This window comes from Agrobacterium sp. LMR679, from assembly GCF_027157905.1.
Taxonomy (GTDB): domain Bacteria; phylum Pseudomonadota; class Alphaproteobacteria; order Rhizobiales; family Rhizobiaceae; genus Agrobacterium; species Agrobacterium leguminum.
Genome location: NZ_JAPVOJ010000001.1, coordinates 800,675 through 826,229 on the forward strand (window position 1 = coordinate 800,675; position 25,555 = coordinate 826,229).

The 25,555-nt window shown below is 60.9% G+C and carries 27 protein-coding genes, 1 tRNA gene and 1 pseudogene; 15 read left to right on the plus strand and 14 right to left on the minus strand.

What is annotated here, in order from left to right; genetic code table 11:
* Window positions 1-118: 118 nt before the first annotated feature.
* Both O3W47_RS03745 and O3W47_RS03750 read left to right on the plus strand, forming a co-directional pair.
* Window positions 119-793, plus strand: coding sequence for a GntR family transcriptional regulator (locus O3W47_RS03745; protein WP_269313028.1), 675 nt, complete (start codon window positions 119-121; stop codon window positions 791-793).
* A gap of 109 nt (window positions 794-902) precedes the next feature.
* On the plus strand, window positions 903-2,372 hold the full coding sequence (locus O3W47_RS03750) for a mannitol dehydrogenase family protein (protein WP_137453358.1): 1,470 nt from the start codon (window positions 903-905) through the stop codon (window positions 2,370-2,372).
* Window positions 2,373-2,422: 50 nt separating this feature from the next.
* On the opposite strand, the gene O3W47_RS03755 is transcribed toward O3W47_RS03750, so the two are convergent.
* From O3W47_RS03755 to O3W47_RS03790, 8 genes and pseudogenes are all read right to left on the minus strand, one after another.
* Complete coding sequence (locus O3W47_RS03755) at window positions 2,423-3,268, minus strand: ATP-binding cassette domain-containing protein (RefSeq protein WP_269313029.1); 846 nt, start codon at window positions 3,266-3,268, stop codon at window positions 2,423-2,425.
* Window positions 3,265-4,104 carry an ABC transporter ATP-binding protein gene (locus O3W47_RS03760; protein WP_003522485.1) on the minus strand — a complete coding sequence of 280 codons (840 nt, stop codon included), beginning with the start codon at window positions 4,102-4,104 and terminating at the stop codon, window positions 3,265-3,267. The genes O3W47_RS03755 and O3W47_RS03760 overlap by 4 nt, the downstream gene beginning before the upstream one ends.
* Before the next feature lie 3 nt (window positions 4,105-4,107).
* Window positions 4,108-5,023, minus strand: a pseudogene (locus tag O3W47_RS03765) (ABC transporter permease subunit).
* Complete coding sequence (locus O3W47_RS03770) at window positions 5,020-6,027, minus strand: ABC transporter permease subunit (protein ID WP_003522483.1); 1,008 nt, start codon at window positions 6,025-6,027, stop codon at window positions 5,020-5,022. Before O3W47_RS03770 ends, O3W47_RS03765 begins: the two are co-directional and overlap by 4 nt.
* Before the next feature lie 61 nt (window positions 6,028-6,088).
* The gene (locus O3W47_RS03775; protein WP_080819995.1) at window positions 6,089-7,693 is read right to left on the minus strand and encodes an ABC transporter substrate-binding protein; all 1,605 of its coding nucleotides are present in this window, start codon (window positions 7,691-7,693) and stop codon (window positions 6,089-6,091) included.
* Between the two features lie 119 nt (window positions 7,694-7,812).
* A complete protein-coding gene (locus O3W47_RS03780; RefSeq protein WP_269313030.1) occupies window positions 7,813-9,000 on the minus strand; it encodes a M24 family metallopeptidase in 1,188 nt (395 codons plus the stop codon).
* Window positions 9,001-9,552: 552 nt separating this feature from the next.
* Window positions 9,553-10,302 (minus strand): SDR family oxidoreductase, encoded by a 750-nt coding sequence (locus tag O3W47_RS03785; protein ID WP_003522480.1) that lies wholly within the window; start codon window positions 10,300-10,302, stop codon window positions 9,553-9,555.
* On the minus strand, window positions 10,299-10,913 hold the full coding sequence (locus O3W47_RS03790; protein ID WP_269313031.1) for a nucleoside 2-deoxyribosyltransferase: 615 nt from the start codon (window positions 10,911-10,913) through the stop codon (window positions 10,299-10,301). Before O3W47_RS03790 ends, O3W47_RS03785 begins: the two co-directional genes overlap by 4 nt.
* A gap of 176 nt (window positions 10,914-11,089) precedes the next feature.
* Here O3W47_RS03790 and O3W47_RS03795 point away from each other — a divergent pair, with 176 nt between their 5' ends.
* The 4 genes from O3W47_RS03795 (at window position 11,090) to O3W47_RS03810 (ending at window position 15,189) form a co-directional block, all read left to right on the plus strand.
* A complete protein-coding gene (locus O3W47_RS03795) occupies window positions 11,090-11,716 on the plus strand; it encodes a ribonuclease D (RefSeq protein ID WP_137453363.1) in 627 nt (208 codons plus the stop codon).
* An 84-nt stretch (window positions 11,717-11,800) separates the two neighbouring features.
* Complete coding sequence (locus tag O3W47_RS03800; RefSeq protein ID WP_137453364.1) at window positions 11,801-13,030, plus strand: hypothetical protein; 1,230 nt, start codon at window positions 11,801-11,803, stop codon at window positions 13,028-13,030.
* A gap of 48 nt (window positions 13,031-13,078) precedes the next feature.
* Window positions 13,079-13,387, plus strand: coding sequence for a hypothetical protein (locus tag O3W47_RS03805; protein ID WP_080819987.1), 309 nt, complete (start codon window positions 13,079-13,081; stop codon window positions 13,385-13,387).
* Window positions 13,388-13,641: 254 nt separating this feature from the next.
* A complete protein-coding gene (locus O3W47_RS03810) occupies window positions 13,642-15,189 on the plus strand; it encodes a hypothetical protein (RefSeq protein ID WP_269313032.1) in 1,548 nt (515 codons plus the stop codon).
* A gap of 96 nt (window positions 15,190-15,285) precedes the next feature.
* Here the strand turns inward: O3W47_RS03810 and rpsA are convergent, their stop codons facing one another.
* Together rpsA and cmk are read right to left on the minus strand one after the other, a co-directional pair.
* Entirely contained in the window at window positions 15,286-16,986 is a 1,701-nt protein-coding gene (gene rpsA / locus O3W47_RS03815; protein WP_003522474.1) for a 30S ribosomal protein S1, read from the minus strand.
* 171 nt (window positions 16,987-17,157) lie between these two features.
* Window positions 17,158-17,817: a (d)CMP kinase gene (gene cmk, locus O3W47_RS03820; RefSeq protein ID WP_167857113.1), complete on the minus strand. Its 660-nt coding sequence runs from the start codon at window positions 17,815-17,817 to the stop codon at window positions 17,158-17,160.
* Between the two features lie 199 nt (window positions 17,818-18,016).
* Here cmk and O3W47_RS03825 point away from each other — a divergent pair, with 199 nt between their 5' ends.
* A complete protein-coding gene (locus O3W47_RS03825; RefSeq protein WP_269313033.1) occupies window positions 18,017-18,403 on the plus strand; it encodes a TIGR02300 family protein in 387 nt (128 codons plus the stop codon).
* A gap of 152 nt (window positions 18,404-18,555) precedes the next feature.
* A tRNA-Ala gene (locus tag O3W47_RS03830) sits at window positions 18,556-18,631 on the plus strand.
* A gap of 76 nt (window positions 18,632-18,707) precedes the next feature.
* Here the strand turns inward: O3W47_RS03830 and O3W47_RS03835 are convergent.
* From O3W47_RS03835 to O3W47_RS03845, 3 genes are all read right to left on the minus strand, one after another.
* The gene (locus tag O3W47_RS03835) at window positions 18,708-19,208 is read right to left on the minus strand and encodes a hypothetical protein (protein ID WP_059756926.1); all 501 of its coding nucleotides are present in this window, start codon (window positions 19,206-19,208) and stop codon (window positions 18,708-18,710) included.
* Window positions 19,209-19,282: 74 nt separating this feature from the next.
* Window positions 19,283-19,525: a PAS domain-containing protein gene (locus O3W47_RS03840; RefSeq protein WP_331283556.1), complete on the minus strand. Its 243-nt coding sequence runs from the start codon at window positions 19,523-19,525 to the stop codon at window positions 19,283-19,285.
* Entirely contained in the window at window positions 19,447-19,884 is a 438-nt protein-coding gene (locus O3W47_RS03845; protein WP_269313034.1) for a hypothetical protein, read from the minus strand. The genes O3W47_RS03840 and O3W47_RS03845 overlap by 79 nt, the downstream gene beginning before the upstream one ends.
* Here O3W47_RS03845 and O3W47_RS03850 point away from each other — a divergent pair.
* The 7 genes from O3W47_RS03850 to O3W47_RS03880 all read left to right on the plus strand — a co-directional run bounded on the left by O3W47_RS03850 (window position 19,864) and on the right by O3W47_RS03880 (window position 25,270).
* Window positions 19,864-20,766, plus strand: coding sequence for an NUDIX hydrolase (locus tag O3W47_RS03850; protein ID WP_003522469.1), 903 nt, complete (start codon window positions 19,864-19,866; stop codon window positions 20,764-20,766). The two genes, O3W47_RS03845 and O3W47_RS03850, sit on opposite strands and share 21 nt — an antisense overlap.
* 69 nt (window positions 20,767-20,835) lie before the next feature.
* Entirely contained in the window at window positions 20,836-21,807 is a 972-nt protein-coding gene (nadA, locus tag O3W47_RS03855) for a quinolinate synthase NadA (RefSeq protein WP_269313035.1), read from the plus strand.
* Window positions 21,804-23,375, plus strand: a complete 1,572-nt coding sequence (locus tag O3W47_RS03860) for an L-aspartate oxidase (protein ID WP_269313036.1) — start codon at window positions 21,804-21,806, stop codon at window positions 23,373-23,375. Before nadA ends, O3W47_RS03860 begins: the two co-directional genes overlap by 4 nt.
* Window position 23,376: 1 nt before the next feature.
* Window positions 23,377-24,234 carry a carboxylating nicotinate-nucleotide diphosphorylase gene (gene nadC / locus O3W47_RS03865; RefSeq protein ID WP_137453369.1) on the plus strand — a complete coding sequence of 286 codons (858 nt, stop codon included), beginning with the start codon at window positions 23,377-23,379 and terminating at the stop codon, window positions 24,232-24,234.
* Window positions 24,235-24,384: 150 nt separating this feature from the next.
* Window positions 24,385-24,636: a GlsB/YeaQ/YmgE family stress response membrane protein gene (locus tag O3W47_RS03870; RefSeq protein ID WP_003522465.1), complete on the plus strand. Its 252-nt coding sequence runs from the start codon at window positions 24,385-24,387 to the stop codon at window positions 24,634-24,636.
* A gap of 12 nt (window positions 24,637-24,648) precedes the next feature.
* Complete coding sequence (locus tag O3W47_RS03875) at window positions 24,649-25,059, plus strand: DUF3597 domain-containing protein (protein ID WP_127757849.1); 411 nt, start codon at window positions 24,649-24,651, stop codon at window positions 25,057-25,059.
* Between the two features lie 22 nt (window positions 25,060-25,081).
* A complete protein-coding gene (locus tag O3W47_RS03880; RefSeq protein WP_003522463.1) occupies window positions 25,082-25,270 on the plus strand; it encodes a hypothetical protein in 189 nt (62 codons plus the stop codon).
* Window positions 25,271-25,418: 148 nt separating this feature from the next.
* Here O3W47_RS03880 and cydX read toward each other — a convergent pair whose 3' ends face one another.
* Window positions 25,419-25,541, minus strand: a complete 123-nt coding sequence (gene cydX, locus O3W47_RS03885) for a cytochrome bd-I oxidase subunit CydX (protein ID WP_003508602.1) — start codon at window positions 25,539-25,541, stop codon at window positions 25,419-25,421.
* Window positions 25,542-25,555 lie beyond the last annotated feature (14 nt).

Genomic DNA, 25,555 nt, shown 5'->3' on the forward strand with positions numbered 1-25,555 from the left:
CAGCCTGCTTCCGCTGACGGATAGAGCTAAAGGAAAAACGCCTCTTGTAAAATAAAAAATTTTTTATTTTTAATATTCGGCCATTGCCAGTCCTTCGAAGCTGGGCAATGATGCCGCCATGAACTCGCTGGTCAAAGTCACGCTCGCCGAACAGGCGCATCAGGAACTGCGCGCACGCATCGTCAGCGGCAGATTGCGCGGCGGCGAACGCCTGCTGCCCAATGAGCTTGCGGCCGATCTCGGCATCAGCCCCACGCCGGTCAAGGAAGCCTGCCTGAAACTCGAGGCCGATGGGCTGGTGGTCAATTCCTCCCGGCGCGGCATGGTGGTGCGCAATTTCACCGTGGAGGATGTGGAGGAACTTTACGCCGCCAGAATGCTGCTCGAAAAAGGTGCCGTGGAAGTGGCCTTCGACGCCGGGCAACTGGATGGAGCGCTGCACGCGGAACTGCTGGAAAGCCTTGCGAAACATCGTAAATTCGCCAAAGGCTCGACGCTCGACGAACTGTCGAAAGCGCTTTTTTACGACCGCAGCTTCCATACGACCCTTGTGTCGGCGGCGCGCATTCCCGTCATTTCCGGCTCGCATGAGCGCATTCTCGACCAGACCCACACGGTTTTCGTCTCGATCCTCGGCGACTACGCCCGCTCGGTCGAGGAGCACCAGAATATCGCCGATGCCATCGCCGCAGGCAGCAAGGCCCAGATCGTCGATGCCCTGTGGCGGCATCTCGAGCGCAGCCGCCAGAATACGCTGCGCCAGGTCCGGCTGCTCAAAGAGGCCGGCGCCTGATCATTCCGCATATAAGGGGAGGAACTGACATGATGCGCCACAAGCCGGACGCCGCAATGAGAGCGGCGAGAGCCCCAACCGTCCCGTTCCACATGGGGATTTCGCATCGATGACAGACCGGCTTTCCGCTGCAACGCTACCCCGCCTGCCGCAATCCGTCACGACACCCGCCTATGACCGCCAAAGCGTCACGCCCGGCATCGTGCACCTCGGCGTCGGGGCCTTTCATCGGGCGCATCAGGCGGTTTTCATCGACGATTGCCTTAATCGCGGCGAAACCCGATGGGGCATCGTCGCGGCATCGCTGCGCAGCCCGGATACGCGCGACGCCATTAAGCCGCAGGATAATCTCTACACCTTTTGCCTGCGAGACGGTGAGAGCGAGCGCCTGCGCGTCATCGGTTCGATTCTGGAAACCATAGTCGCCCCGGAAGAGCCCGAACGGCTGGTGGAGCGGATGGCCGATCCGCGCGTCCTCATCGTCACCCTGACCGTGACGGAGAAGGGTTACCTCACCAATCTCGCCTCCCGCAGCCTGCTGCGCGATCATCCCGATATCGTCCATGATCTCGAAAACCCTGAGCGGCCGCGCTCCATCTTCGGCTTCATCCTTGCGGCCACACGGCGCAGGCGCAGGCAAGGTTCTCCGCCCCTGACGCTCCTTTCCTGCGACAACCTGCCCGCCAACGGCCATGTGCTGCAAAAGCTTCTGCTGGAATTTGCGGAACTGGTCGATCCGGAACTGGCATCCTTCATCGAAACCAATATTGCCTGCCCCTGCTCGATGGTGGATCGGATCGTTCCCGCCACCACGGATGCGGACCGCGAGGCGATTTCGGCCGCACTCGGCCTCAGCGATGCCTGGCCGGTGGTGGCCGAGCCCTATTTCCGTTTCGTCATTGAAGATCGTTTTCCGCATGGAAGGCCGGCGCTCGAGAAATCGGGCGTGGAATTCGTCGGCAATGTCGAGCCATACGAGCATATGAAGCTCAGAATGCTGAACGGCTCCCACAGCGCCATCGCCGCCATCGGCCAGATTGCCGGCCTTGCGACGGTGGCGGATGCCTGGGGTGAAAAACCCGTGCGCGATTTCATCGACGCCTATTGGCGCGAGATCGAACGGACGCTCGACCCCGCCGTCGACGGGGCGGAATTCGCAGCCGGCCTGCGGGAGCGTTTCGCCAATCCCTCATTGCAGCACAAGACCATGCAGATCGCCTCCGATGCATCGCAGAAAGTACCGCTGCGCATTCTCGCCCCGTTGCGCGAGCTGCTGGAGGAGAAGGCTGAAAGTCGGACGGTCATTTTCGCCGTCGCGCTCTGGATCAGGTCCTGCGCGGACAAGAATGAAAAGGGGCAGCCGATCACCATTCTCGATCCCGCTTTCAAGGAGTGGGATGCGCCGGATCAACTGACAATGGCGCCGGATGCGGTTGTCGACCGTTTTCTGACTTTCGAGCGCACATTTGGCAGCGACCTGCCCAGGAACGAAACCTTCGTCACAACCCTGAAAGCCGCCTATCGCGACATTCGGGAACACGGCGCGCTTGCGGCAGTCCAGCGTTTCCTGAAGTCCTGAAAAAGAACAGGCCGGAAATCCGGCCTGTTCCTAACCTCGGTCGTCAGCCTTCAGGCTGTCGCTGCCAGCCGTGCCGCCTTGCGGCGCTCCACGCGGGCGCGGATGGCATCGACATCCGTGATCGGTGTCGCAGCGAAAAGCTGGCGGGTATAGGGATGCTTCGGATCGGCGAAGAGTTCCTCGCGCGTGCCCTGCTCCACCGCTACGCCCTTCGAAATGACCATCACATCGTCGGCGATGTAACGCACCACCGAAAGATCGTGGCTGACGAAAATGTAGGTGAGTTCGAATTCTTCCTGCAAATCCCGGAGCAGGTTCAACACCTGCGCCTGCACCGAAAGATCGAGCGCGGAGACCGGCTCGTCCAGCACCAGCAGCGCCGGGTTCAGCATCAGTGCGCGCGCAATGGCGATGCGCTGGCGCTGGCCGCCGGAGAACATGTGCGGATAACGGTTGAAATGCTCAGGACCGAGACCGACCTTCACCAGCATGGCTTCGGCCCGCTCGCGGCGCTCGGAAGCCGGTATTTTGGTGTTGATGACCAGCGGTTCCATCAGCACGTCGCCCACCTTCTGGCGCGGATTGAGGCTGCCATAGGGGTTCTGGAACACCATCTGCACCTTGGAGCGCATCTCCGTATCGGGACGGCGTCTGGCGATATCGACGGGCTTGCCTTCGATCTTCAGTTCGCCGCCGGATGCCGGATCGATCAGCGCGATGATGCGGGCCAGCGTCGATTTACCGGAGCCGGATTCACCGACGATAGCGAGCGTCTTGCCGCGCTCGACGGCAAAGTCGATGCCCTTCAGGGCCTGCACCGTCTTGGCGCCGCCGAACAGGCCGCCGGGAACGTGATAGTCGCGGGTAATGCCCTTGCCTTCGACAACGATACTCATTGAACGCCCTCCTTGCCGAAGAAATCGGAAACCGTGGGCAAACGGTCGCCGGTGGCATTTTCCGGCAGGGCCGAAAGCAGTGCCTTGGTATAGGGATGCTGCGGAGCCTCGAAGAGGCTCAAGACATCCGCCTCCTCCATCTTGCGGCCCTTATATTGCACGACGACGCGGTCTGCGGTTTCCGCCACCACGCCCATGTCATGGGTGATGAGGATCAGCGCCATGCCATATTCCGCCTGCAGGTTCATCAGCAGATCGAGGATCTGCTTCTGGATCGTCACATCAAGGGCAGTGGTCGGCTCGTCGGCGATCAAGAGGCGCGGCTTGGAGGCGATCGCAATCGCGATCATCACACGCTGGCACTGGCCGCCCGACATCTGGTGCGGATAGGCCTTGAGCTTGGTTTCCGGCTCGGGAATGCCGACAGCCCGGAACAGTTCCAGGGCGCGGGCACGCGCGGCAGCGCCGCTCATGCCGAGATTGAGGCGCAGAACCTCCTCGATCTGGAAACCGACCGTGAAGGACGGGTTGAGCGAGGCCACCGGCTCCTGGAAGATCATGGTGATCTCGCGGCCGATCACCCTGCGGCGTTCCTGCGGCGACATGGCCAAAAGGTTCTTGCCATCGAAGGTCATCTCGTCGGCGGTGATCGTCGCCGTGTCGGGCAGAAGCCCCATGACGGCGAGCATCGATACCGACTTGCCGGAACCGGACTCGCCGACGATGGCCAGCACCTCGTGCTTGTCCACGGAAACATCGATGCCGTTGACGGCCGTGAAGGCGCCGGTGGCGGTGGCGAACTTGACGGTGAGGTTCTTGATTTTCAGCAGGCTCATCGCTCAGCTCCGCTTCAGTTTGGGATCGAGCGCATCGCGCAGCCCGTCACCCATGAGGTTGATGGCGAGCACCGAGATCAGGATCGTCAGGCCCGGAAGGGTCACGACCCACCAGGCGCGCAGGATGAATTCACGCGCTTCCGCCAGCATCGTGCCCCATTCGGAGGCGGGCGGCTGCGCGCCCATGCCGAGGAAGCCGAGAGCGGCGGCATCGAGAACCGCGGACGAGAAGGAAAGCGTCGCCTGAACGATCAGCGGCGCAAGGCAGTTCGGCAGGATGGTCTTGAACATCAGCCGGATATTGCCGGCGCCGGGCCACGCGGGCGGCGGTGACATATTCGCGCCTGAGTTCGCTCATGACCGCAGCACGTGTCAGACGCGCGAAATGCGGCTGGTAGACGATGGCAATCGCGATCATGGCATTGGTGAGACCCGGCCCGAGGACCGCAACCAGAACCAGCGCCAGAAGCAGGGACGGAAACGCCAGAATGACGTCCATCACGCGCATGATGACGGTATCCACCCAGCCGCCGAAGAAGCCGGCGACGAGACCGATGACGATACCGCCGACAAGGGCGATGGAAACGACGACAACGCCGATGAACAGCGAATATTGCGCGCCGTAGATCAGGCGGGACAGCATGTCGCGGCCGACCGCATCGGTGCCGAAGAAGAAGCCGGCACGGCCGCCTTCCTGCCAGACCGGCGGGACGAGGAGCGCATCGCGATATTGTTGTGTCGGATCATGCGGGGCAAGGATCGGCGCGAAGATCGCCACCAGTACAAGCAGGATGAAGACGGCAAGCCCGATGACGGCGCCGCGGTTCTGGCGGAAATAGAACCAGAAATCGGCAAGCATCCGGCGGCGGATGGCGGCGTCCGAAAGGCGGACGCCGGGAGTGGTGGTCACATCGGTCATTTGTGACGGATCCTCGGATTGATGAGGCCATAGGTCAGATCGACGAGCAGGTTGACGATCATCACCAGACCCGCGATCAGGAGCAGGCCGCTCTGCACGACCGGATAATCACGGCGCGAGATGGAATCGATCATCCACTTGCCGATACCCGGCCAGGAAAAGATGGTTTCGGTCAGGATGGCGCCCGCCATCAGCACGCCGATCTGCAGGCCGATGGTGGTGATGACCGGGATCATCGCGTTGCGCAGCGCATGGATACCGACGACGCGGGCGGACGACATGCCCTTGGCGCGGGCGGTGCGCACATAATCCTCACCCATGACTTCCAGCATGGCCGAGCGCGTCTGGCGCGCAATCACCGCCAGCGGAATGGTGGCGAGCACGACGGAGGGCAGGATGAGATGCGAAAAGGCCGACGCGAAGGCGCCCTTCTGGCCCGAAATCAGGCTGTCGATCAGCATGAAACCGGTGACGGAGGGGAAGAAATACATCAGCGAGATGCGGCCCGACACCGGCGTCCATTGCAGGATGCCGGAGAACATGATGATGAGCAGCAGCCCCCACCAGAAGATCGGCATGGAGAAGCCGACGAGCGCGGTCGTCATGGAAATCTGGTCGAACCAGGAACCGCGACGGATGGCGGCGATGACGCCGACCGGCACGCCGATCAAGGTTGCGATGATGATGGCGACGAGACCAAGCTCGACCGTCGCGGGGAAGAGCGACAGGAACTCGGTGAGAACCGGCTTCTTGGTGACCAGCGAATTGCCGAGATCGCCCTGAAGCAGCCGTCCGAGGAAATGAAGATATTGCTGCCAGATGGGCTGGCTGAAGCCGAGCTGTTCGGCAAGCTGCGCATGCCGTTCGGGTGAAATGCCGCGTTCGCCCGCCATCAGCAGCACGGGATCTCCCGGCAGGACGCGCACGAAGGAGAAGGCGACAAAGGTGATCCCGAGAAATGTCGGAACGAGGTAGAGAAGTTTGCCGAGAATGAACCGGATCATGGCTTTTTCCTGAAAAGACGCGCGGAAGAACAGGGTCCTTCCGCGCGTCCGTTGTTTGGGATTATTCCGCGATGTCGACGTTTTCGAAGGTGAAGTCGCCAAGCGGGCTCATGGTGAAGCCGGAAACCTTGGCGGACATCGGAACGAACTGCGTGGAATGCGCAAGCGTCGCCCACGGAGCCTGTTCCTTGAAGATCACCTGCGCCTGCTCGTAAAGCTTGGTGCGCTCGGCAACGTCCGTCGCCTGCTTCGCCTTGGAAATCAGCTCGGAGAACTCCTTGTTGCACCACTGCGCACGGTTCGTGCCGCCTTCACCTGCCGAAGCGCAGGAGAGCAGAACGCCCATGAAGTTGTCCGGGTCACCGTTGTCACCGGTCCAGCCGAGGATGACGGCGCCGTCGCGGTTCACTTCGGTCGACTTCTTGAGGTATTCACCCCATTCATAGGAGACGATCTCGGCCTTGACGCCAACCTTGGCGAAATCCGCCTGGATGAGTTCGGCGGTGCGGCGTGCGTTCGGCATGTAAGGACGCTGAACCGGCATCGCCCAGATCTTCATCGAAAGATCCTTGACGCCAGCGGCTTCGAGAGCCTTCTTGGCCGCTTCCGGATCGTACGCATCGTCCTTGATGCTGTCGTTATAGGACCACATGGTCGGCGGGATCGGGTTCTTGGCAACCTGACCGGCGCCCTGGAACACGGCGTCGATGATGGCCTGCTTGTTCATCGCCATGTTCAGCGCCTTGCGGACTTCCGGCTTGTCGAAAGGCGCAACGGTGGTGTTATAGGCGAAGTAGGCGACGTTCAGACCCGACTGTTCATCGAGCTTGAGGTTCTTGTCGGCGCGGATGGCGGCAAGATCGGCCGGTGCCGGGTAAGGCATCAGGTGGCATTCGCCGGCCTTCAGCTTCTGCAGACGAACGGCCGCGTCCGGCGTGATCGCGAAGATCAGGTCGTCGATCTTCGGTGCTTCACCCCAGTAGTCGGCGTTCTTCTGGTAGCGGATGACCGCGTCCTTCTGATAGGCGACGAACTTGAACGGGCCCGTGCCGATCGGCAGGTTGTTGAAGTCTTCCTTGGTGCCGGCCTTTTCCAGCGTATCGGCATATTCCTTCGACACGATGGAGGCGAAAGGCATGGCGATATTGGCGAGGAACGGCGCTTCCGGACGCGTCAGCACGAACTTGACGGTGTAATCGTCGACCTTGACGATTTCCTTGATCAGCGACGGCATTTCCATGGAGTTGAAATATTCGTAGGTGATGCCTGCGATATACTGGTTCCACGGGTTCTTCGCATCGCGCTGGCGGTCGTAGCTGAAGATCACGTCATCGGCGTTGAATTCGCGGCTCGGCGTGAACTTGTCGTTGGAGTGCCACTTCACGCCCTTGCGCAGGTGGAAGGTGTATTCCAGACCGTCGCTCGAAACTTCCCATTTTTCGGCAAGGCCGGGCTCAACTTCTGTCGTGCCCTTCTTGAACTCGGTCAGGCGGTTGTAGACCGGATGCGCGGAAGCGTCGAAGGTGCCGCCAGCGGTGTAGGGCGACGGATCGAAGCCTTCCGGCGATGCCTCGGAGCAATAAACGAAGGTCTTCGCCATGGCGGGCATGGCGGAAGTGATCGCAATCGCAGAGGCGATAAGCAAACTGCGGGTCAGCGTTTTCATCTGGTGGTCCTTTCCCTCTTTTTCTGAGTTCCTGCGGCCCCGTCCGGGGGCCTACCTCTTCTGGTCAGCAGCGACGCGGGAGCCCCATGTCGCCGTTCGGTCCTTTGCCTCCCGACCAATTACCCGGCGACCGGTTGAAACAACCGGTCGAGGTTCTTCTCCGGTGGGCAGAACCAGCGTGGTCCCGCCTCCGTCATATAGGCTATATCCTCGAGACGGACGCCGCATTCGCCATAAACGCACAGCATCGGCTCGATGGAAAAACACATGCCCGGCTCCAGCGCCGTGGCATTTCCTGCAACGATATAGGGTTCTTCGTGAATATCCAGCCCAAGCCCGTGGCCGGTGCGGTGCGGCAGGCCGGGAAGCTGATAATCCGGGCCGAAACCGGCCGCTTTCAGGCTGTCGCGCGCGGCCCTGTCCACATCCGAGCAGGCAGCGCCGACCTTTGCTGCGGCAAAGGCCGCCGCCTGCGCGTCGCGCTCGGCGTTCCAGAGGAAACGCTGCCGTTCCGTCGGTTTGCCGAAGACGTAGGTGCGGGTGATATCGGAACGATAGCCGTGAAGAATGCCGCCGAGATCGACCAGCACCATATCGCCTTCGCTGAGCGTCTGCGCATTGGGCACGCCATGCGGATAGGCCGTCGCCTCGCCGAACTGCACCGCCACGAAAAGCGGCTTCAGGCCAAGGGCAATATGCGCCGCATTGACGAAATCAGCGACTTCCGTAGTGGAAACGCCGGGACGCAGCCCCTCGAACACGGCCTTCTGCACGCCGTAACTCGCGTCCATCGCCGTCTGGATGATGGCGATCTCGGCTGCGGATTTGACCTGCCGCTGGGCGACGATCATCGGCTGGGCGGAAATGATGCGCCCTTCAAGACGCTGCATGAGGGCCGATGCGAAGACAAAGGGGGTGGCGGGATCGATGGCGACAAGATGGCCGGGACAGGTCAGCGCCTCAATGCGCCTTGCCATCAGGTCGAAGGGGCTTTCATCCTCTTCCCAGACGGCAACCTCACCCGCAATGCGGATGAGCGTCTGAAGCTTCGGCTCCTCGAAGGTCGGGCTGACATAGACCGGCACGCCTTCCGCCGGCACCAGCGCGCCGTGAATGCGCTCGGAAAGACCAAGCGACAGGCCGGTATAATAGGTCAGCGACGATGATGCATCGAGCCAGACCGCCTTGATATTTTGCTGGATCATTCGCGCCTGCAGGCCGCGTAGTCGCAACCTGAACTCGTCTTCAGCGATCGATGAAACCGCGATCGGCTGAAACCGCTTCAGCGCCTCTTGAAAGTCTGCCATTCTCTCCCCGCCGCTTTCGGGCCGCAGACACAGGCGTGCCGGCAACCTCCCAAGCGTTCTTTTGCCCATGCTTAAACACAGGGCGGGGGTAAGCAATGGCCCGGCAGGGCACGCCACCACAAAACTGTGCAAATTTATCTAGACATAACGAAAATGTGATCGACGCACGCCTGATTTCAACGCTCGTTGCCTTGACGCAGAAATTCAAAATCCCCCGGAAATCCAAGGGGAGACCGCGGACCGTCTTCAGCACTAAGCCGGTGCGCTGAAAGTCGACAGCCCAAAATATTCAAGGAATAAACGCCCAGAAAAGGAAAAAGCCTGCCGCGGGAGGAGGTGCGGCAGGCTTCAAACTTGATCGGTGATTGGGAGGAGGAGTACCACCGATCCACATCGAGCGACGCTGGGAGGAGGAGTGCGTCGCTTCGATGATTTGAATATAGCGGTATCCGTGATTTTTAACAGAGCAAGTCTCGCAATGCAGCATTGCATTTCTGCATAGCTCGAAAATTCCTGCCCGGTTTTTCAGCACTCCCCAAAATCGCGGGAAAATCAGCTTTCCCGATAGACCTGGAAACCGGCGAAGGACTGGTTGACCGGCATGAGTTCGAGGCTGTTGATGTTGATATGCTTGGGCTGCGAGGCAACCCAGTGGATGGTGTTGGCAATATCGTCCGCCGTGATCGGATTGACGCCCTTATAGAGATTGTCCGAGGCTTCCTGATTGCCGCCGGTGCGCACCAGCGTAAATTCCGTTTCGCACATGCCGGGCTCGATGGATGTCACCCGCACACCCTTGCCGTGCAGGTCGGAACGCAGGCCGAGCGAAAACTGCCGCAGGAACGCTTTGGTACCGCCATATACATTGCCGCCCGTATAAGGGTAATGTGCGGCCACAGACGAGAGGTTGACGACAATACCCTTGCGCCCGATCAGCGTCGGCAGCAGATGGTGGGTGATGTTCAGTAGACCGGTGATGTTGGTGTCCACCATGGTCTGCCAGTCTTTCAAGGGCACCTGCGGTGCGGGCGCGGTGCCGAGTGCGAGGCCGGCATTGTTGACGAGAACGTCGATATCCCGGAAGCCTTCCGGCAATCCGGACAGCGCCTTGCCTGTCGCCTCCTCGTCGGTGATGTCGAAGGCGAGGCCATGAAAGGCGGAACCGAGCTCGGCTGAAAGCGCCTCCAGCCGTTCCGCCCGCCGGCCCGTGCCGATGACCTTCCAGCCCTCCTTGACGAAGCGCCGCGCCGTGGCCTGTCCGAAGCCGGATGTCGCGCCGGTGATGAGGATGGTTCCGCTCATGATGATGCCTCCACTCTATTGGTTTTTTCAGGGTCAATCGGTGTCAGTAATTTTTCGGCCGCCGCCGCGAGACAGCGCCTGTAGGCCTCGAGATCCGTATACAAAGCCTCTTCGGGAGCATCGCCAACGATGATGACGCCGCCGCGCCGCAAAATCCCGCCATGCAGCATGAGATTGTCGACCATGTCGAAATTCTCGATCGACAGCCCGTCCGGCCCGCGATAACGGCCCGTTTCATCCAGGGTGGCGACGCCGCCATAATGCGCCTTGATGCGGGTGAAGTGATTGGCCGCGACATTGGTATAGGCGAAAACCGGCTTGCCCAGCGCGCACATGAAGCCCAGCTCATAGCTGGTTCCCGTATCGGCGGCGATGCCGCGGAACGGCGTGAGATTGGCGATCACCGCATCCGCTTCCAGCATCATCCGCTCATCGACGGCATTGATGTTGCAACCGTGACCGATCCTGGTATCCGCCGGCGGAATTTGCAGATCGCCAGGCGAAAGCGGCGTGAAACCGGCTTCCCGCGCCAGCGAGGCCTTGAGATCGAGCATTTCGCGCGCGTTCGGGAGGAAGACTTCCGGTCCGGCGAGATAGATTTTCTTTGTCATCGGGAATTCATGCGATTTGTCAGGAAAGGATTTCCCGACCCTAACCCGGGGACTTTCGCAAAGGCAAGTGCCAAGGGCATACGGCGTGACGCACTGGGCGAGCCGATAAAACGGTATCGTCCCGCTGCTCTTTCCGTTATAGCCGGAGCAGGAAACTGGAATTTCTGGAGCAGGACATGGCAGCACCCATCCGTTACCACGAGGGCGATATTTCCGCCGAAGATGCCGCGCGTTACATCGGCGCCATCGCAATCGATACGGAAACGCTGGGACTGGTGCCGCGCCGCGACCGCCTCTGTGTCGTTCAGCTTTCGCCGGGCGACGGCACGGCGGACGTCATTCGCATCGCCGCCGGCCAGAGGCAAGCACCGAACCTCGTGCGGATGCTTGCCGACCCCGCCCGCCAGAAGATCTTTCACTATGGCCGTTTCGATATCGCCGTTCTGTTCCACACCTTCGGCGTGACGACAACGCCGGTCTTCTGCACCAAGATCGCCTCGCGGCTGACCCGTACCTATACGGACCGGCACGGGCTGAAGGATAACCTCAAGGAAATGCTGGAAGTCGATATTTCCAAGGCCCAGCAATCTTCCGACTGGGCGGCCGAGACCCTGTCGCCGGCGCAGCTCGAATATGCCGCCTCCGACGTGCTGCACCTGCACGCGCTGCGCGACAAGCTGACAGGTCGTCTCGTGCGTGACGGCCGCCTCGAGCATGCCGACGCCTGTTTCGCCTTTCTGCCGACGCGCGCGAAGCTCGATCTCCTCGGCTGGGAAGAAACCGATATTTTCGCCCATAGTTGAGCGAGCTCGCATCTGCTTTAAGCACTGATTTACCAGAATTGCCTATTCTCGGCCGCAACTTTGGGCGGCCGGGGACTTTGAGGGATGATTACTCCGCTACAGCAGACGGCGGGCATTGCAGTCAGCGACCTCATGCGCTCGATGGTCGAAACCATCGAGGAACGCCAGCGCGAAGAGCAGGAAAAGGCCAACGGCACCAAAAAGGACGATGCGGTCAAGACGAACCCGCAGCCGGACGAAAGCCAGCGCGCCGCCAATGAGAAGATAAGCGCCTATCTCTTCGGCGTCATGAAGCCGGATGCCGATGCCTTCGCCTCGCTTGTCTCCCGTTTTTCCTCCGCGCTGGGCATCACACAGGAAAAGGACGAATCGAGCTTTTCCTTCGCGCGAAGACTTCAGGATGCGCTGACCCTGACCGACAGTTTCGAAAAAACCGATGCGCAGGGGAAAGCCACGAAGATTTCCCTGAAATCCTTCGGTGTTTCCGAGGCTGAGGTCGTGGACGTGCTGAACAATGGCGTCAACAGCAAGACCGATCCGATGGCCGCCCTTGCCGCCCGCATCGCAAAGGGTGCAGGCCTCACAGGCACGGAAGAGGATTTCGGCGAGCAGATGTCGAAAGCCATCATGGCGGCGCGCGCGACCCTGCCGAAAAACGTCGACGATCTGGAAGAATCGACCGGCCTCAAACAACTGGGCGTCTCCGCCCGGCAGATGATCTCCGCCATCGCCAACCCCTATGGCGATGAGGCGCGCGCCGTGAAGGATGCCTTGGACGAACAGGCGCAGGGCACCCGCTTCATGACGCGTGAAACCCTGAAGGTCATCCAGCGTCTCGAAGATGTCGCCGATCCCAAAACCAGGGAAGAGTTGCAGGCCGAACGCGGCAAGGATCGTATCGGCGAAATCAACGATGCCGAGGTGAAGGCCGAGCGGGAACAGGATATCCAGGCGCGCGATGCGCAGGGCAAGCTTGAAGACGTGCAGGAGCTTCAGGACGTCGTGAAGGAGCATATCGATGCTTCCGGCGACGAAAAAATGGAAGGCGTCGATCCGCAGGCGCCGGCCGACACATCGTCGGAAACGGCCCTGATCACCGTGCTTGCGGCTGCGCCTGCTGAGCAAGCCGCCCCGGCGGAAAACGAAAATGAGCCGACGGAGACAGACGCGGGCACCAATCCTGCCGATGCGGAAGACGACGGCGAAAAGCTGCTCGATGCGCAGGCGCTTGTCGAAGACACCCGCAACGCCATTTTGCCGATCTCGATCGACGACAATGGCCTTTATGAACTGCTGAAGAAAAAGGCGGCATGATTGCCGCTTCCGATCGTCACTTGAGCGAAACATGATGTGAGTTCAGACATGAACGATATTTCCGGCCTATCCGGCAACGCCGTTTACGACACGGAACCCAATGCGGGGCAGGCGCTGCTATCCATGGCCGCCCCGTCGCTCGTTCCGGATGACGCGGCCTTCACCGCGCCCGCTGAGGAAGACAGCCTCATCGACCCCGTCAACATTCAACCGGAACGAAACCTTCCCAAGGCAAGCTGGCTCGATGCCATGCCGCCGGAAGCTTTTGAGACGGCGCCCAGCGATCCCGACCATATTTCCTCGGTCAATTCCGACGATAACGGCCTTTACCGCATGTTCATCGGCGTTTCGCCCTGACCGGACGCGCAATTCCTTGGTTAGCCAAATCTTAATATCTGCAAGCCAAGATTGAGCCTGATGATTCTGTATGCGCTGCAACCGGCATTGCGGCGAGAAGCGTATACGGCGCTCCCGCATGAGCGGGCGAGATGACACCTGTCCATCACCGGCGCGGCGATTTTTCAACATTCAAGCCAGAAGCGGATCACAGAGCCAATGGGGATTGGCCCTTTCGCAGCCAGCGGCGGTCACCGATAGAAACGGAGCGCAGCATGTTACCGCCTGTACCGAAAATTGCGGCAACCGATGCCGCCTATGGAACCACGGTTTCACTGACACCGCGCGAGCAGGTGAAACAGACTAAGCCGCCGCAACCGAACGCTCCCGCCCCTGAAAACAGCAGCCTTTTTGCCCGCGCGGCAATCGCCTCCCTTACCAGCGAATTTCAACTCTCGCGCAGCACCGCCGTTCTGGCGGAAGCGCTCGGCAAGCTGATGAACCTGCCCCGGCGGGACGGCGAAGCGATCGAAACCTATGTGACGCGGCTGACGGAGGCGCTCCGCACCCTGCCCGCGCCACAACGTCTGGCGCTGGAACAGCAGGTCGGCAAGGCCCTGCAGGGCCTGACCCTTTCAATGCTTGCCGAAATCCTGAAACAGCCGACCGGGCCGGATGCTGCCCGCCTCGCGCTGCTGATCGAGCTTTCCCGTTACAAGGGAACGGACCTTGCGGCAAAGGCGGTGGTTTCCTCCTATCAGCAGAACAATTCCTCCAATTCCGCCCCCACGCAATCCGCCCAGCCGAAACAGCAGAACGCACCGGGCCAGAATGCGGAAGCTCGCCCGTCTCCGGCCGCGACAGCGCAGGCGGCAAATTCCGCCACCGTCAGCCGGCTCCTGCCGCTGCTCATCGGGCCGCTCGCCCTCAGTGGCGCAGCGATGAAAGCAACGGTGGCGGCGCTGACGGCGCAACTGGACCCCCGGCCCACGCTCTCCACCCCGCCTGCCGACACACATGATACGCAGACCAATGCCGCAAAGCCGGATGGAAGAGCCGAAAACGCGGCACGTCCGCTTCCGACACAAACCGGCAGCGCGATGAAGGAAGTATCGGCCGAGGCCCGCGCAGCAAATCCGCCCCGCGCCGAAACCGGCGAAGCCCGCCCTGCCCTTCCGCATCGGGAGACGATGAAGCCGGAGCAGAAAGAAATCCGCACGGGCCTTACCCCGCCATCCGGTTTGTTCGCAGACGAGGCCGAGACCGTGAACAGCCTGCTGCTTGCCGCCACCGCCGGCAAACTTCCGCTCAAGCCGACCGGCACGCAAGAGCCTCCGCCCGCGCCGCAGGGTGTTGCGCAGCAACCGCCCGATGATCAGCCCGCCGAAAAATCGGACCTCGCAGCAGCCGCCGCCCGCCCCTCGGGTGAGGAAACGGAAACTGCGACCCATCGCCCCGAAGCCCAGCCGCTGCCGCGGGCCATGCTGGACCCGGAAGCGAGGATGGCGATGCTGGAGCAATCGGCTTCGCAATCATTGATCGCCGCGGCTCTGGTAAAGGACGGCACACCGCTGCCGCTCGTCGCCTATCCGCCGGCGGATGAGGACTATGAATCGGAAACGCCGCCGCGCGGAGGCGGCCCGTTTTCCGAGGATGAGACGGACGGCGAGGCCGAGGCCGGCGCTGATAATTCCGACGCTCAGGACGAAAAAGAGGAGCGCATCGCCGCCAATGACGGGATCGACACGCAGGAAAGCCCGACGACGGTGGCTTCCGACGACAGCGCGGAAAATTATTATCTGAAGATGAGCGGCATGCTCTGAGAAACGCGCCGCTGCCCGTTCGCCGGTGCGAACTGAAACCAATAAAAAACCCGCCGGAAAATTCCGGCGGGTTCTTCATTTCAAAGATCGAAGCGATTATTCGCCGCGGTTCTTCAGAGCCGCGCCGAGGATGTCGCCGAGCGAAGCGCCCGAGTCGGACGAACCGAACTGTGCGACGGCTTCCTTCTCTTCAGCGATTTCCAGAGCCTTGATCGAAAGCATGACCTTGCGGTCCTTCTTCGAGAAGTTGACGACGCGGGCGTCGACAACCTGGCCAACCGAGAAGCGCTCAGGGCGCTGCTCGTCGCGGTCACGGGAAAGGTCAGCGCGACGGATGAACGAGGTGAGGTCTTCGTGGTTGACGAGCTTCACTTCGATGCCGCCATCGTTGACGCCGATGACTTCAGCGGAAACGACTGCGTTCTTGCGCAGGTCGCCGGAAGAAGCGGCTTCGCCGACAGCATCCTTGCCGAGCTGCTTGATGCCGAGCGAGATGCGTTCCTTCTCAACGTCAACGTCGAGAACGACAGCCTTGACGACGTCACCCTTGTTGTACTCTTCGATGACCTGCTCGCCCGGACGGTTCCAGTCGAGATCCGACAGGTGAACCATGCCGTCGACATCGCCTTCGAGGCCGATGAACAGACCGAATTCGGTCTTGTTCTTGACTTCGCCTTCGACTTCAGTGCCGGCCGGATGGCTGTAGGCAAATGCCTGCCACGGGTTTTCCAGCGTCTGCTTGAGGCCGAGCGAGATACGGCGCTTGGACGGATCGACTTCGAGAACGACAACGTCGACTTCCTGGCTCGTGGACAGGATCTTGCCGGGATGGACGTTCTTCTTGGTCCAGGACATTTCGGAGATGTGGATCAGGCCTTCGATGCCCGGCTCCAGCTCAACGAATGCACCGTAGTCGGTGATGTTCGTGACCGTACCGGAGATCTTCTTGCCAACCGGGTACTTGGCGGAGATGCCATCCCACGGATCGGACTCGAGCTGCTTCATGCCGAGCGAGATGCGGTGGGTTTCCTGGTTGATGCGGATGATCTGAACCTTGACCTGCTGGCCAATGTTGAGGATTTCCGAAGGATGGTTGACGCGGCGCCATGCCATGTCCGTGACGTGCAGCAGGCCGTCGATGCCGCCGAGGTCAACGAACGCACCGTAATCGGTGATGTTCTTGACGACGCCGTCAACAACCTGGCCTTCTTCGAGGTTCTGAACGATTTCAGAACGCTGCTCGGCGCGCGACTCTTCGAGAACCGTACGGCGCGAAACAACGATGTTGCCGCGACGCTTGTCCATCTTGAGGATTTCGAAGGGCTGCGGGTTGTGCATCAGCGGGGTAACGTCGCGGATCGGACGGATGTCGACCTGCGAACGCGGAAGGAAGGCAACAGCGCCGTCCAGATCGACGGTGAAACCACCCTTGACCTGGTTGAAGATAACGCCTTCGACGCGCTCGCCAGCTTCGAACTTGGCTTCGAGCTTGACCCAGCTTTCTTCGCGGCGAGCCTTCTCGCGCGACAGAACGGCTTCGCCGAGAGCGTTTTCGATGCGCTCGACGTAAACTTCGACTTCGTCGCCGACCTTCAGCGTGCCGTCCTTGGACTTCGCGCCGAATTCCTTCAACGGTACGCGGCCTTCAACCTTGAGGCCGACGTCGACGATGGCAACGTCCTTCTCGATTGCCGTTACGATACCCTTGGCAACATAGCCTTCGGCAAGATCGTTAGAGGCAAAGGATTCTTCGAGAAGCGCTGCGAAATCTTCGCGCGTGGGGGTAGATACTGACATGAAATCTCCTGGTTGCATCCGCACTAGGGCGAATACAAAAGCGCCGGTGGGCTAGTGTTGTTGATACCCGAACCCATGCCCGCCTTTTCAAAAGGCTTTCCGGCGCAAGGACATGTCTTCAGGCAATTCCGGACTAAACGCGGACCGAAATGAAGCGGTTCCGCGAAAAACCTATTTCCTCAGGGCGGCGTCGATGATCGCCCGCGCGGCCTGAAACGCCGCCTCTATACTCATTTCCGACGTATCTAGCAAGTGCGCGTCTTCAGCCGGCTTCAACGGGCTGTCGGCGCGGCCCATGTCGCGCTCGTCGCGTTTTTTCACCTCAGCGAAAATGGCATCATAATCGCCGCTGCCGCCATTGGCCAGAATTTCATCGTAACGGCGTCGCGCCCGCACATCCGCAGAGGCCGTGACGTAAAGCTTCACCGGCGCCTCAGGGCACACCACCGTGCCGATGTCGCGGCCGTCGAGCACCGTGCCCGGCTCCTTTGCGGCAAAACGCTGCTGCGCCTTCACGAGCGCGCGCCTCACCGGCGTCATCACCGCGATTTTGGATGCGGCCTCACCGATATCGTGCCGGGAAAGAACGGCGCGATCCAGCCCCGCAAGATCGACTTCCAGCGCGATCTTCTCAGCCACGGCCTCATCATCGAGCGGCAGGCCGGCATCCAGAAGCGCCTTGGCGGTTGCCCTGTAGGTCAGCCCGGTATCGAGATGGTGGAAACCATAGGTCTCGGCAATCCTGCGCGACAGGGTTCCTTTGCCCGCCGCAGCCGGCCCGTCTATGGCGATCGTGAAGGTCATGAAGCTTTCCGCCTGTGCATTCGTCATTCATATAATAGAGTGCGCAACGCCTTCCTATTTATATCAGCATCCCCGCATCGGGGTTGCGCCGAGGCGGGCGGCACCCGAAGTTTGTCTTTGACACGAAAGAGCGCAACGATTAAGGGGACCGGCTATAAATTTTACCGTCTATGCCGGTTTTACGGCGTACACACCGAAACTCATTCGACAATTTGAGGCTTAGACAGTGGCAAAAGCGGAACTTGGTACCAAGCGCACAGACCCCGATACCGGCAAGAAGTTCTACGATCTGAACCGCGATCCGGTCGTTTCTCCCTACACCGGCAAGTCCTGGCCGCTCTCCTTCTTCGAGGAAAGCACCGCCCAGGCCAAGATGGAGCAGGCTGAAGAAGAAGAAGTGGCGGAAGTCGATACCGAAAACACGGAAGTCGAACTCGTCTCGCTGGAAGATGCCGATAGCGACAGCAACGGCGACGATATCCCCGATCTCGGCGACGACGATGACGTCGAAATCGACGATGACGACGACACCTTCCTCGAAACCGACGACGAAGATGACGACGACGACATGTCCGGCATCATCGGCGTATCGGGCGACGACGAAGAAGCTTGATTTTACTTGATAATTCGGCCCGACGACAAAAAAATGACGCCGGGCCGTTTTTTATGCTTGCACTCGTCGGAAAGCCGCAGTAGTAAGCCGCCACCGAACGGAACAACAACCGCTTCGGTTCCCGGAACCGGAAGAAATGCCGGAACCCTTATGGGGCTATAGCTCAGCTGGGAGAGCGCTTGCATGGCATGCAAGAGGTCAGCGGTTCGATCCCGCTTAGCTCCACCAAACCTTGCAGGACAAAAAATAGCCTCCCTTCGGCCAGTCGCTTGCGCGCATCTTACAAGCCGTTCGAGCCGATCGCCTATTGCAGCAGCGCCCGCACATCCTGCCCGTTGATCCGGCACTCCACGGAACCGCCAGCACCACCCTCCTCCACCGTCCGACATTCCAGATATCTGCCGCGCAGCCGGTTCTCCAGCGCTTTGAAAGCGTTGAGGCCGCAGGCGTAACGGCGGCCGTCGGGGCCGGTGCAGACGCGGTTGCGCTCAACATCCTCCACGCCGGCGAGGCGGAATTCCTTACCCTTGAAGGTGAAGCGGCTGCTGGAAATCACGCGCAGGCGCTGGTCCGCATGCATTTTCAGCGGATAAAGATCGGGAGGCGTCGGAATGCGCTCGTAATTTTGGCTACGCGGATCGACCCGCACCGGTGAGGTCGTCCACAGCAGTTCCGTATTGGCAGCAAGGCCTGCTGGCGCCGGGGTCGCCTCACCATTGACGAGCGAGGCGATGCGGATGCCGGCTATGCCGAGGCCGATGGCCAGGACGATCTGAAACAGCAAAATTGCGATCTGCCGGACCATGTCACCGCGACATCAAAACAATGAACGACATAAAATAAACTGGCCGTCTCGCTACGAAAGAGAACGGCCGCATGTCACATCAACAAAACCTTGCCTGCACTCACATCCCGCACCGTACCCATGGCCATGATCGGAATCCGGTCGCTGTCCAGGATTACCCGTCCCGTTGTCCGCAGCCAGCGAAAACCGCCTGCCTTGAGTTGAATGCGGTATTCCTGGTCATAAAACACGCCATTTGTCAGCGAATTATAAACCGCCTTGGCGACACGCGCCCGCGAGCCGCTTTCGATCTGCGCGATGAAATGTTCGACGGGAATGCCGCAGGCGGCCTTATCGGGGAAACTTCGCGCAGGTGAGCGGCCACGGCATCGAGATAAATCAGGTTTTGCCCGATGTTCCAGCTATAATAACCTACAAGTGTCTCTTCCAGCGATATATTCTCCAACATCGGCCTTCTACCCGTCTGAAATGCTTGTGCGGGTCTGTAACATACCAGACGATAGACGGCTAACCACAAGAATTCATCCTTTTGTCTGATGCGACGCGGTTTTGCGGTCGGCGGATTATCGACAACCCTTTTCGGTCGCCATGTTGGCGAAGCAACCTTCCTGTGCCAAAGAAGATTGATCTTGCGCCAACGACCAGAGGAGCCGCCGTGACCATCGGGCTTGCCCATGCCGAACTCATCGCCGTCGTCACCGCCATCACCACGGATGAGCCGCGGGTCATGACCGTTCGGGAAGGTGCAGCGCTTCCGTCGGGACCATTCGAATTCGGGCACAGAACGCTCCAGAGCGGCTTGCGGGAATGGATTCACGAACAGACTCATCACCCCGTCGGTTATCTCGAACAGCTCTATACTTTCGCCGATCGCGACCGCAATAACGACATTTTAGGCGGCAGAACCATCTCCATCGGTTATCTCGGGCTGGTTCGCGAACAGGAAGCCTCCGGCGGCAAACGCCCGCTCTGGCACGGCTGGTACGAATATTTCCCCTGGGAGGATCATCGCCAGGGACGCCCGGAAGTTCTGGACAGCATCATCGACAGGCTGCGCGCCTGGGCGGATTCCGATCCCGCCTCCAAAAGCCAGCGCCATTTGCGGGCCGATTTCACCTTCGGCCTCGATGGCGGCGGCTGGAACGAGGAGCTGACCCTGCAGCGTTACGAGTTGCTGTATGAAGCCGGGCTGGTCGAAGAGGCGCAGGGCGAACCGCGGATCAATTTCGGTAGGCCGATGTTTGCCGATCACCGCCGCATCCTTGCCACCGGCATCGCGCGTCTGCGGGCCAAGATCAAATATCGTCCCGTGGTGTTCGAATTGATGGCCGACGCCTTCACGCTCCTGCAGCTACAGCGCGCCATCGAGGCGCTGGCCGGGCTGACCCTGCACAAGCAGAATTTCCGTCGGCTGATCGAACAGCAGCAGCTGGTGGAAGAGACCGGCGAGATGGCGACCGAAACCGGCGGACGCCCGGCAAAGCTTTTCCGCTTCCGCCAGACCGTTCTCGATGAACGCGCCCTTTCCGGAACGAAACTGCCACTCTCCCGCAATTGACATATGCTCACTATGAGAATATGTCTTTGCCCTAGATATACTCAAAAAGAGTATAAATGGGAGAGCACCGTGAACGAGCAGATTTCCGCCGCAAGCCTTTACGACCGCGTTGCCCGCGTCATTCCCAAGGCCGAATGGATGGGCTTTCAGGACGATGTGGAGGCGATCCTGGAGCTGAAGCGCAAGCGCAACGCCGTCATCCTCGCCCATAATTACCAGACGCCGGAAATCTTCCACGGCGTCGCCGATATTGTCGGCGACAGCCTCGCCCTTGCCCGCAAGGCGATGGAGGTGGAAGCGGATGTCATCGTTCTGGCCGGCGTGCATTTCATGGCCGAGACGGCAAAGCTGCTCAATCCGGAAAAAACCGTGCTCATTCCGGATATGGCCGCCGGTTGTTCGCTGGCCGATTCCATCACGCCCGAGGACATCTCGCTTTTGCGCAAGGCCTATCCCGGCGTTCCGGTCGTAACCTACGTGAACACGTCTGCGGCGGTGAAGGCGGCGTCTGATATCTGCTGCACCTCCGGCAATGCCCGCCAGGTGGTGGAATCGCTCGGCGTGCCCCGCGTGCTGATGTTGCCGGATGAATATCTGGCGAAGAACGTGGCGCGGGAAACCAATGTCGAGCTGATCGCCTGGCGCGGCCATTGCGAGGTGCACGAGCTGTTCACCGCCGATGATATTCGCGAATTGCGCGAAAGCCATCCGGGCGTCACCGTGCTGGCGCATCCGGAATGTCCGCCCGATGTCGTCGAGGCTGCGGATTTTTCCGGCTCCACCGCCGTCATGTCGGATTATGTCGGCCGCGAGCGCCCCGCCCGCGTGGTGCTTTTGACGGAATGCTCGATGAGCGACAATGTCGCCGTGCATCACCCGGATGTCGAATTCATCCGCCCCTGCAATCTCTGCCCGCATATGAAGCGCATCACGCTTGGCAATATCCGCACGGCGCTGGAGGAAAACCGCCACGAAGTGACGGTCGACCCCGCCATCGCTGTCGCCGCCCGCCGCGCCGTGGAAAGGATGCTGGAAGTATGAGCGAACGCCTCCCGTCGCATACGGGCTGGACGGTCATTGTCGGCAGCGGCATTGCGGGCCTGATGGCGGCGCTGACGCTTGCGCCGCAGCCCGTGCTGCTTCTCACGCGCGGCGTTCTCGGCGGCGAGACGTCCAGCGCCTGGGCGCAGGGCGGCATTGCCGCCAGCCTTGGTCCAGATGACCGCGCGGCCCTGCATCTTGCCGATACGCTCGCTGCGGGCGATGGCCTTTGCGATGAAGATCTGGCAGTTGAGATTATATCCGCTGCCCCCGCCGTCATCGATGCACTGGAGCGGGCGGGCGTTCGCTTCGACCGTGACGCCTCAGACAACTATGTGTTCGGGCTGGAAGCCGCCCATAGCCGACGACGCATTCTCCATGCCGAAGGCGACGGGTCGGGTGCGACGATTGTGAGGGCACTTGCAGCCGCCGTTCTTCGCACGCCGTCCATTACAGTTCTGGAAGGCACGGAGGTTCGCCGCCTGCTGACGGAAGACGGCGTCATCACCGGTCTTGCCTGCATCGGGCCAAAAGGCTGCTTCACTTTGCCGGCAAGCCAGGTCGTTCTCGCCACCGGCGGCCTCGGCGGGCTTTATGAGGCGACGACCAATCCTTCCGGCAATTTCGGGCAGGGCATCATGCTCGCCGCCCGCGCCGGCGCCATCCTCGCCGATATGGAATTCGTGCAATTCCATCCGACGGCGCTTTCCTCGCCCAGACGGCCGCTGGCGCTGGTGAGCGAAGCGGTGCGGGGCGAAGGCGCGCTGCTTCTCAATGAAAACGGCGAACGGTTCATGGCTGCCGTTCCGGGTGCGGAACTCGCCTCGCGCGATATTGTCGCCCGCGCCATCGACCGCGAAATCCTGCGCGGCGGCAAGGTCTTTCTCGATGCCCGCAAGGCGCTCGGCTCCGGCTTTTCCGCCCGCTTCCCCTCGATCGACCTGCTCTGCCGCGAAGCCGGGATAGACCCGGCCCATGAGCTCGTTCCGGTGCGCCCGGCGGTGCATTACCATATGGGCGGCGTCGCCACCGATGGCAGAGGCCAAAGCTCGGTGCCGGGCCTTTGGGTTGCCGGCGAAACCGCCTGCACGGGTCTGCATGGCGCAAACCGGCTTGCCAGCAATTCCCTGCTGGAAGCGGCGGCCATGGGCATGCGCGCGGCTGAAGACATTGCCGGCAGGCAGACATATGCGGGAAAACAGGCAGCGGATATCGCAACGCTCCCCGTACCCGATTTCCCGGCAGCCGACCTCTCCCCCGTCCGGCCCATCGTTTCCCGCCATCTCGGCATCGTAAGACATGCGGAAGGGTTGACGGGCGCGATCCGCGATCTTCTGCCACTGGCTGAGCGGAACGGGCCGGCATCCGATCCTGCCCTTGTCGCGCTGGCCATCGCCGTCTTTGCAGCGCTGCGCACGGAATCGCGCGGTGCGCATTTCCGCGACGATTTCCCTGAAAAACATGCGACGGCGACAAGGCGCAGGCTGAACCTCAGCGACGTCCTCGCCATCGCCCATGAATTTTCCTCTTCCAGCCATTCTTCGGCCAGCCTCGCGCGGAGCGCCTGACATGACCCTTTCACCCCTGCCACGCCTCATCATCGAACCGCTCGTGCGCAACGCCCTTGTGGAAGACCTCGGGCTGGCGGGCGACATCACGTCCGCCGCCGTGATTCCAGCCGATCATCGCTCGGTCGTCGTCATGGCCGCGCGCGAACCGGGCGTTATTGCCGGTCTCGACGCGGCGGAACTCGCTTTCCAGCTCGTGGATCCGGCCATCGTGATGAAACGGCATCTGCAGGATGGGGCCGCCGTAGCACCCGGCGATATCATCGCAACGATCGAAGGCCCCTCGCGCGGCCTTCTGACGGCGGAGCGCACGGCGCTGAATTTCCTCGGCCACCTGTCGGGCATCGCTTCCGTCACCGCAAAAATCGTTGCCGCCATTGCCGGCACCAGGGCCTCGGTCGCCTGCACCCGCAAGACGACGCCGGGGCTGAGAGCGCTGGAAAAATATGCCGTGCGCGCCGGCGGCGGCACGAACCACCGTTTTGCGCTTTATGACGCTGTTCTCATCAAGGACAACCATATCGCCGTGGCCGGCGGCGTGCGCGACGCCATCCGCCGCGCCCGGCAGGGCGTGGGGCATCTCGTCAAGATCGAGGTGGAGGTCGATACGCTTGCGCAGTTGCGCGAAGTCATGGATGAGGGCGTCGATGCGGTCCTTCTCGACAATATGACGCCCGAACAGCTACGCGAAGCGGTGGGGATCGTCGCCGGTCGCGCCATTACCGAAGCGTCGGGCCGTATCAATCCGCAGACGGCCGCAGCCATCGCCGCAACCGGCATCGATCTCATCTCCGTCGGCTGGCTGACCCACAGCGCGCCGGTTCTCGATATCGGCCTCGACTTTCAAAGCCAGAGCTAAAGAATATGCGGCGCATGGTTCGCCGCACGGAACCAATCGCCCATATCGTCGTTATTGCTCCGCCTGAGGTCTATTCAAGGCGGGGGGATCAGTGCGCGCAAAAGCCTGTCCATATGCCTGCGGACCTCTCTCACAAAGGAAAGGCTTGTTATGGAAGACGCACAAGTTGGCTGGATTGCAGCAATCATCATCGGCGGCGTAGCCGGTTGGCTCGCCGAACAGTTCATGAAAAGCAATATGGGTCTTTTCATGAACATTATCCTCGGCATTGTCGGCGCCATCGTCGCCAATTTCCTTCTGGGGCTCGTGGGCATTTCGCTCGGAGGCTGGATTGGCTATCTCATCGCCGGTTTCATCGGCGCCTGCATTCTCATCGCCGTCGGGCGGGCATTTCGCCGCTAAGGAGAGGACACCATGAGCTTTTTCGACAAGATCAAGAACGCTATTTTCGGCAAGGCCGAGGCCGCACCGCAGACTTCGGCTCCGGCCGGCACGCCGGCACCCACGGCAAGCCCGGCCGCACCGGCAGCACCTGCTCCGACAGCCGCGGCTCCGGCTCCCACCGGCAATGTCGACGTCGCTTCGATTCTGGATGCGGCGGTCAAGCAGAACGGCCAGAAACTCGACTGGAAACATTCGATCGTCGACCTTCTGAAAGCGCTCAATCTCGACAGCAGCCTCAGCGCCCGGAAGGAACTGGCCGGCGAACTCGGCTATACCGGCGACACCTCGGATTCGGCGACCATGAACATCTGGCTGCACAAGGCCGTCATCAAGAAACTGTCCGAAAACGGCGGCAAGGTTCCAGCCGACCTTCTGGATTGAACCGATAAACGGGAGCGCCGTGATGGACGACTATTCCAGCCTTCGAGAGCAGATCGGCCAGGACCTCGACACCCTGCACAGGACCGAGAATCCGAAATCGATCTTCGAGATCGCCGACGACTATCTTCTGGGAAATCCAAATCTCAAGAGGGCCATCGTTGAAGACATCATCAAGGAAGAAGCGGACAAGCGCGGCATCGCGATCCACTGACGCCGCGCATCGCACGCACGGCTGTGTACCCAAAAGGGCGGCATCCCAACCGGATGCCGCCCTTTTATATCTGGCGGAGTTACATCATCCGCACTCCGTCACCCCGGACCGGATCCGGCATGACGGAAGAGAGGCTTCCGCCAAAGCCCTATTTATCCAGCTTCGCTTCGGCCTTTTTCGCGTTTTCTTCCATCAGCTCATACCACATGGCGTTCATGACGGCGAAGATGGCGGCGAGAGGCAGGCCGAGCAGCCAGGCAAAATACCACATGTTCGATCTCCTTC

What these genes read in the sequence shown, in the direction of transcription:
- O3W47_RS03745 (WP_269313028.1), top strand. Translation starts at nt 119, where the DNA reads ATGAACTCGCTGGTCAAAGTCACGCTCGCCGAACAGGCGCATCAGGAA.
- O3W47_RS03750 (WP_137453358.1), top strand. Translation starts at nt 903, where the DNA reads ATGACAGACCGGCTTTCCGCTGCAACGCTACCCCGCCTGCCGCAATCC.
- O3W47_RS03755 (WP_269313029.1), bottom strand. Translation starts at nt 3,268, where the DNA reads ATGAGTATCGTTGTCGAAGGCAAGGGCATTACCCGCGACTATCACGTT.
- O3W47_RS03760 (WP_003522485.1), bottom strand. Translation starts at nt 4,104, where the DNA reads ATGAGCCTGCTGAAAATCAAGAACCTCACCGTCAAGTTCGCCACCGCC.
- O3W47_RS03770 (WP_003522483.1), bottom strand. Translation starts at nt 6,027, where the DNA reads ATGATCCGGTTCATTCTCGGCAAACTTCTCTACCTCGTTCCGACATTT.
- O3W47_RS03775 (WP_080819995.1), bottom strand. Translation starts at nt 7,693, where the DNA reads ATGAAAACGCTGACCCGCAGTTTGCTTATCGCCTCTGCGATTGCGATC.
- O3W47_RS03780 (WP_269313030.1), bottom strand. Translation starts at nt 9,000, where the DNA reads ATGGCAGACTTTCAAGAGGCGCTGAAGCGGTTTCAGCCGATCGCGGTT.
- O3W47_RS03785 (WP_003522480.1), bottom strand. Translation starts at nt 10,302, where the DNA reads ATGAGCGGAACCATCCTCATCACCGGCGCGACATCCGGCTTCGGACAG.
- O3W47_RS03790 (WP_269313031.1), bottom strand. Translation starts at nt 10,913, where the DNA reads ATGACAAAGAAAATCTATCTCGCCGGACCGGAAGTCTTCCTCCCGAAC.
- O3W47_RS03795 (WP_137453363.1), top strand. Translation starts at nt 11,090, where the DNA reads ATGGCAGCACCCATCCGTTACCACGAGGGCGATATTTCCGCCGAAGAT.
- O3W47_RS03800 (WP_137453364.1), top strand. Translation starts at nt 11,801, where the DNA reads ATGATTACTCCGCTACAGCAGACGGCGGGCATTGCAGTCAGCGACCTC.
- O3W47_RS03805 (WP_080819987.1), top strand. Translation starts at nt 13,079, where the DNA reads ATGAACGATATTTCCGGCCTATCCGGCAACGCCGTTTACGACACGGAA.
- O3W47_RS03810 (WP_269313032.1), top strand. Translation starts at nt 13,642, where the DNA reads ATGTTACCGCCTGTACCGAAAATTGCGGCAACCGATGCCGCCTATGGA.
- rpsA (WP_003522474.1), bottom strand. Translation starts at nt 16,986, where the DNA reads ATGTCAGTATCTACCCCCACGCGCGAAGATTTCGCAGCGCTTCTCGAA.
- cmk (WP_167857113.1), bottom strand. Translation starts at nt 17,817, where the DNA reads ATGACGAATGCACAGGCGGAAAGCTTCATGACCTTCACGATCGCCATA.
- O3W47_RS03835 (WP_059756926.1), bottom strand. Translation starts at nt 19,208, where the DNA reads ATGGTCCGGCAGATCGCAATTTTGCTGTTTCAGATCGTCCTGGCCATC.
- O3W47_RS03845 (WP_269313034.1), bottom strand. Translation starts at nt 19,884, where the DNA reads ATGGGCAAGCCCGATGGTCACGGCGGCTCCTCTGGTCGTTGGCGCAAG.
- O3W47_RS03860 (WP_269313036.1), top strand. Translation starts at nt 21,804, where the DNA reads ATGAGCGAACGCCTCCCGTCGCATACGGGCTGGACGGTCATTGTCGGC.
- nadC (WP_137453369.1), top strand. Translation starts at nt 23,377, where the DNA reads ATGACCCTTTCACCCCTGCCACGCCTCATCATCGAACCGCTCGTGCGC.
- O3W47_RS03870 (WP_003522465.1), top strand. Translation starts at nt 24,385, where the DNA reads ATGGAAGACGCACAAGTTGGCTGGATTGCAGCAATCATCATCGGCGGC.
- O3W47_RS03875 (WP_127757849.1), top strand. Translation starts at nt 24,649, where the DNA reads ATGAGCTTTTTCGACAAGATCAAGAACGCTATTTTCGGCAAGGCCGAG.
- O3W47_RS03880 (WP_003522463.1), top strand. Translation starts at nt 25,082, where the DNA reads ATGGACGACTATTCCAGCCTTCGAGAGCAGATCGGCCAGGACCTCGAC.
- cydX (WP_003508602.1), bottom strand. Translation starts at nt 25,541, where the DNA reads ATGTGGTATTTTGCCTGGCTGCTCGGCCTGCCTCTCGCCGCCATCTTC.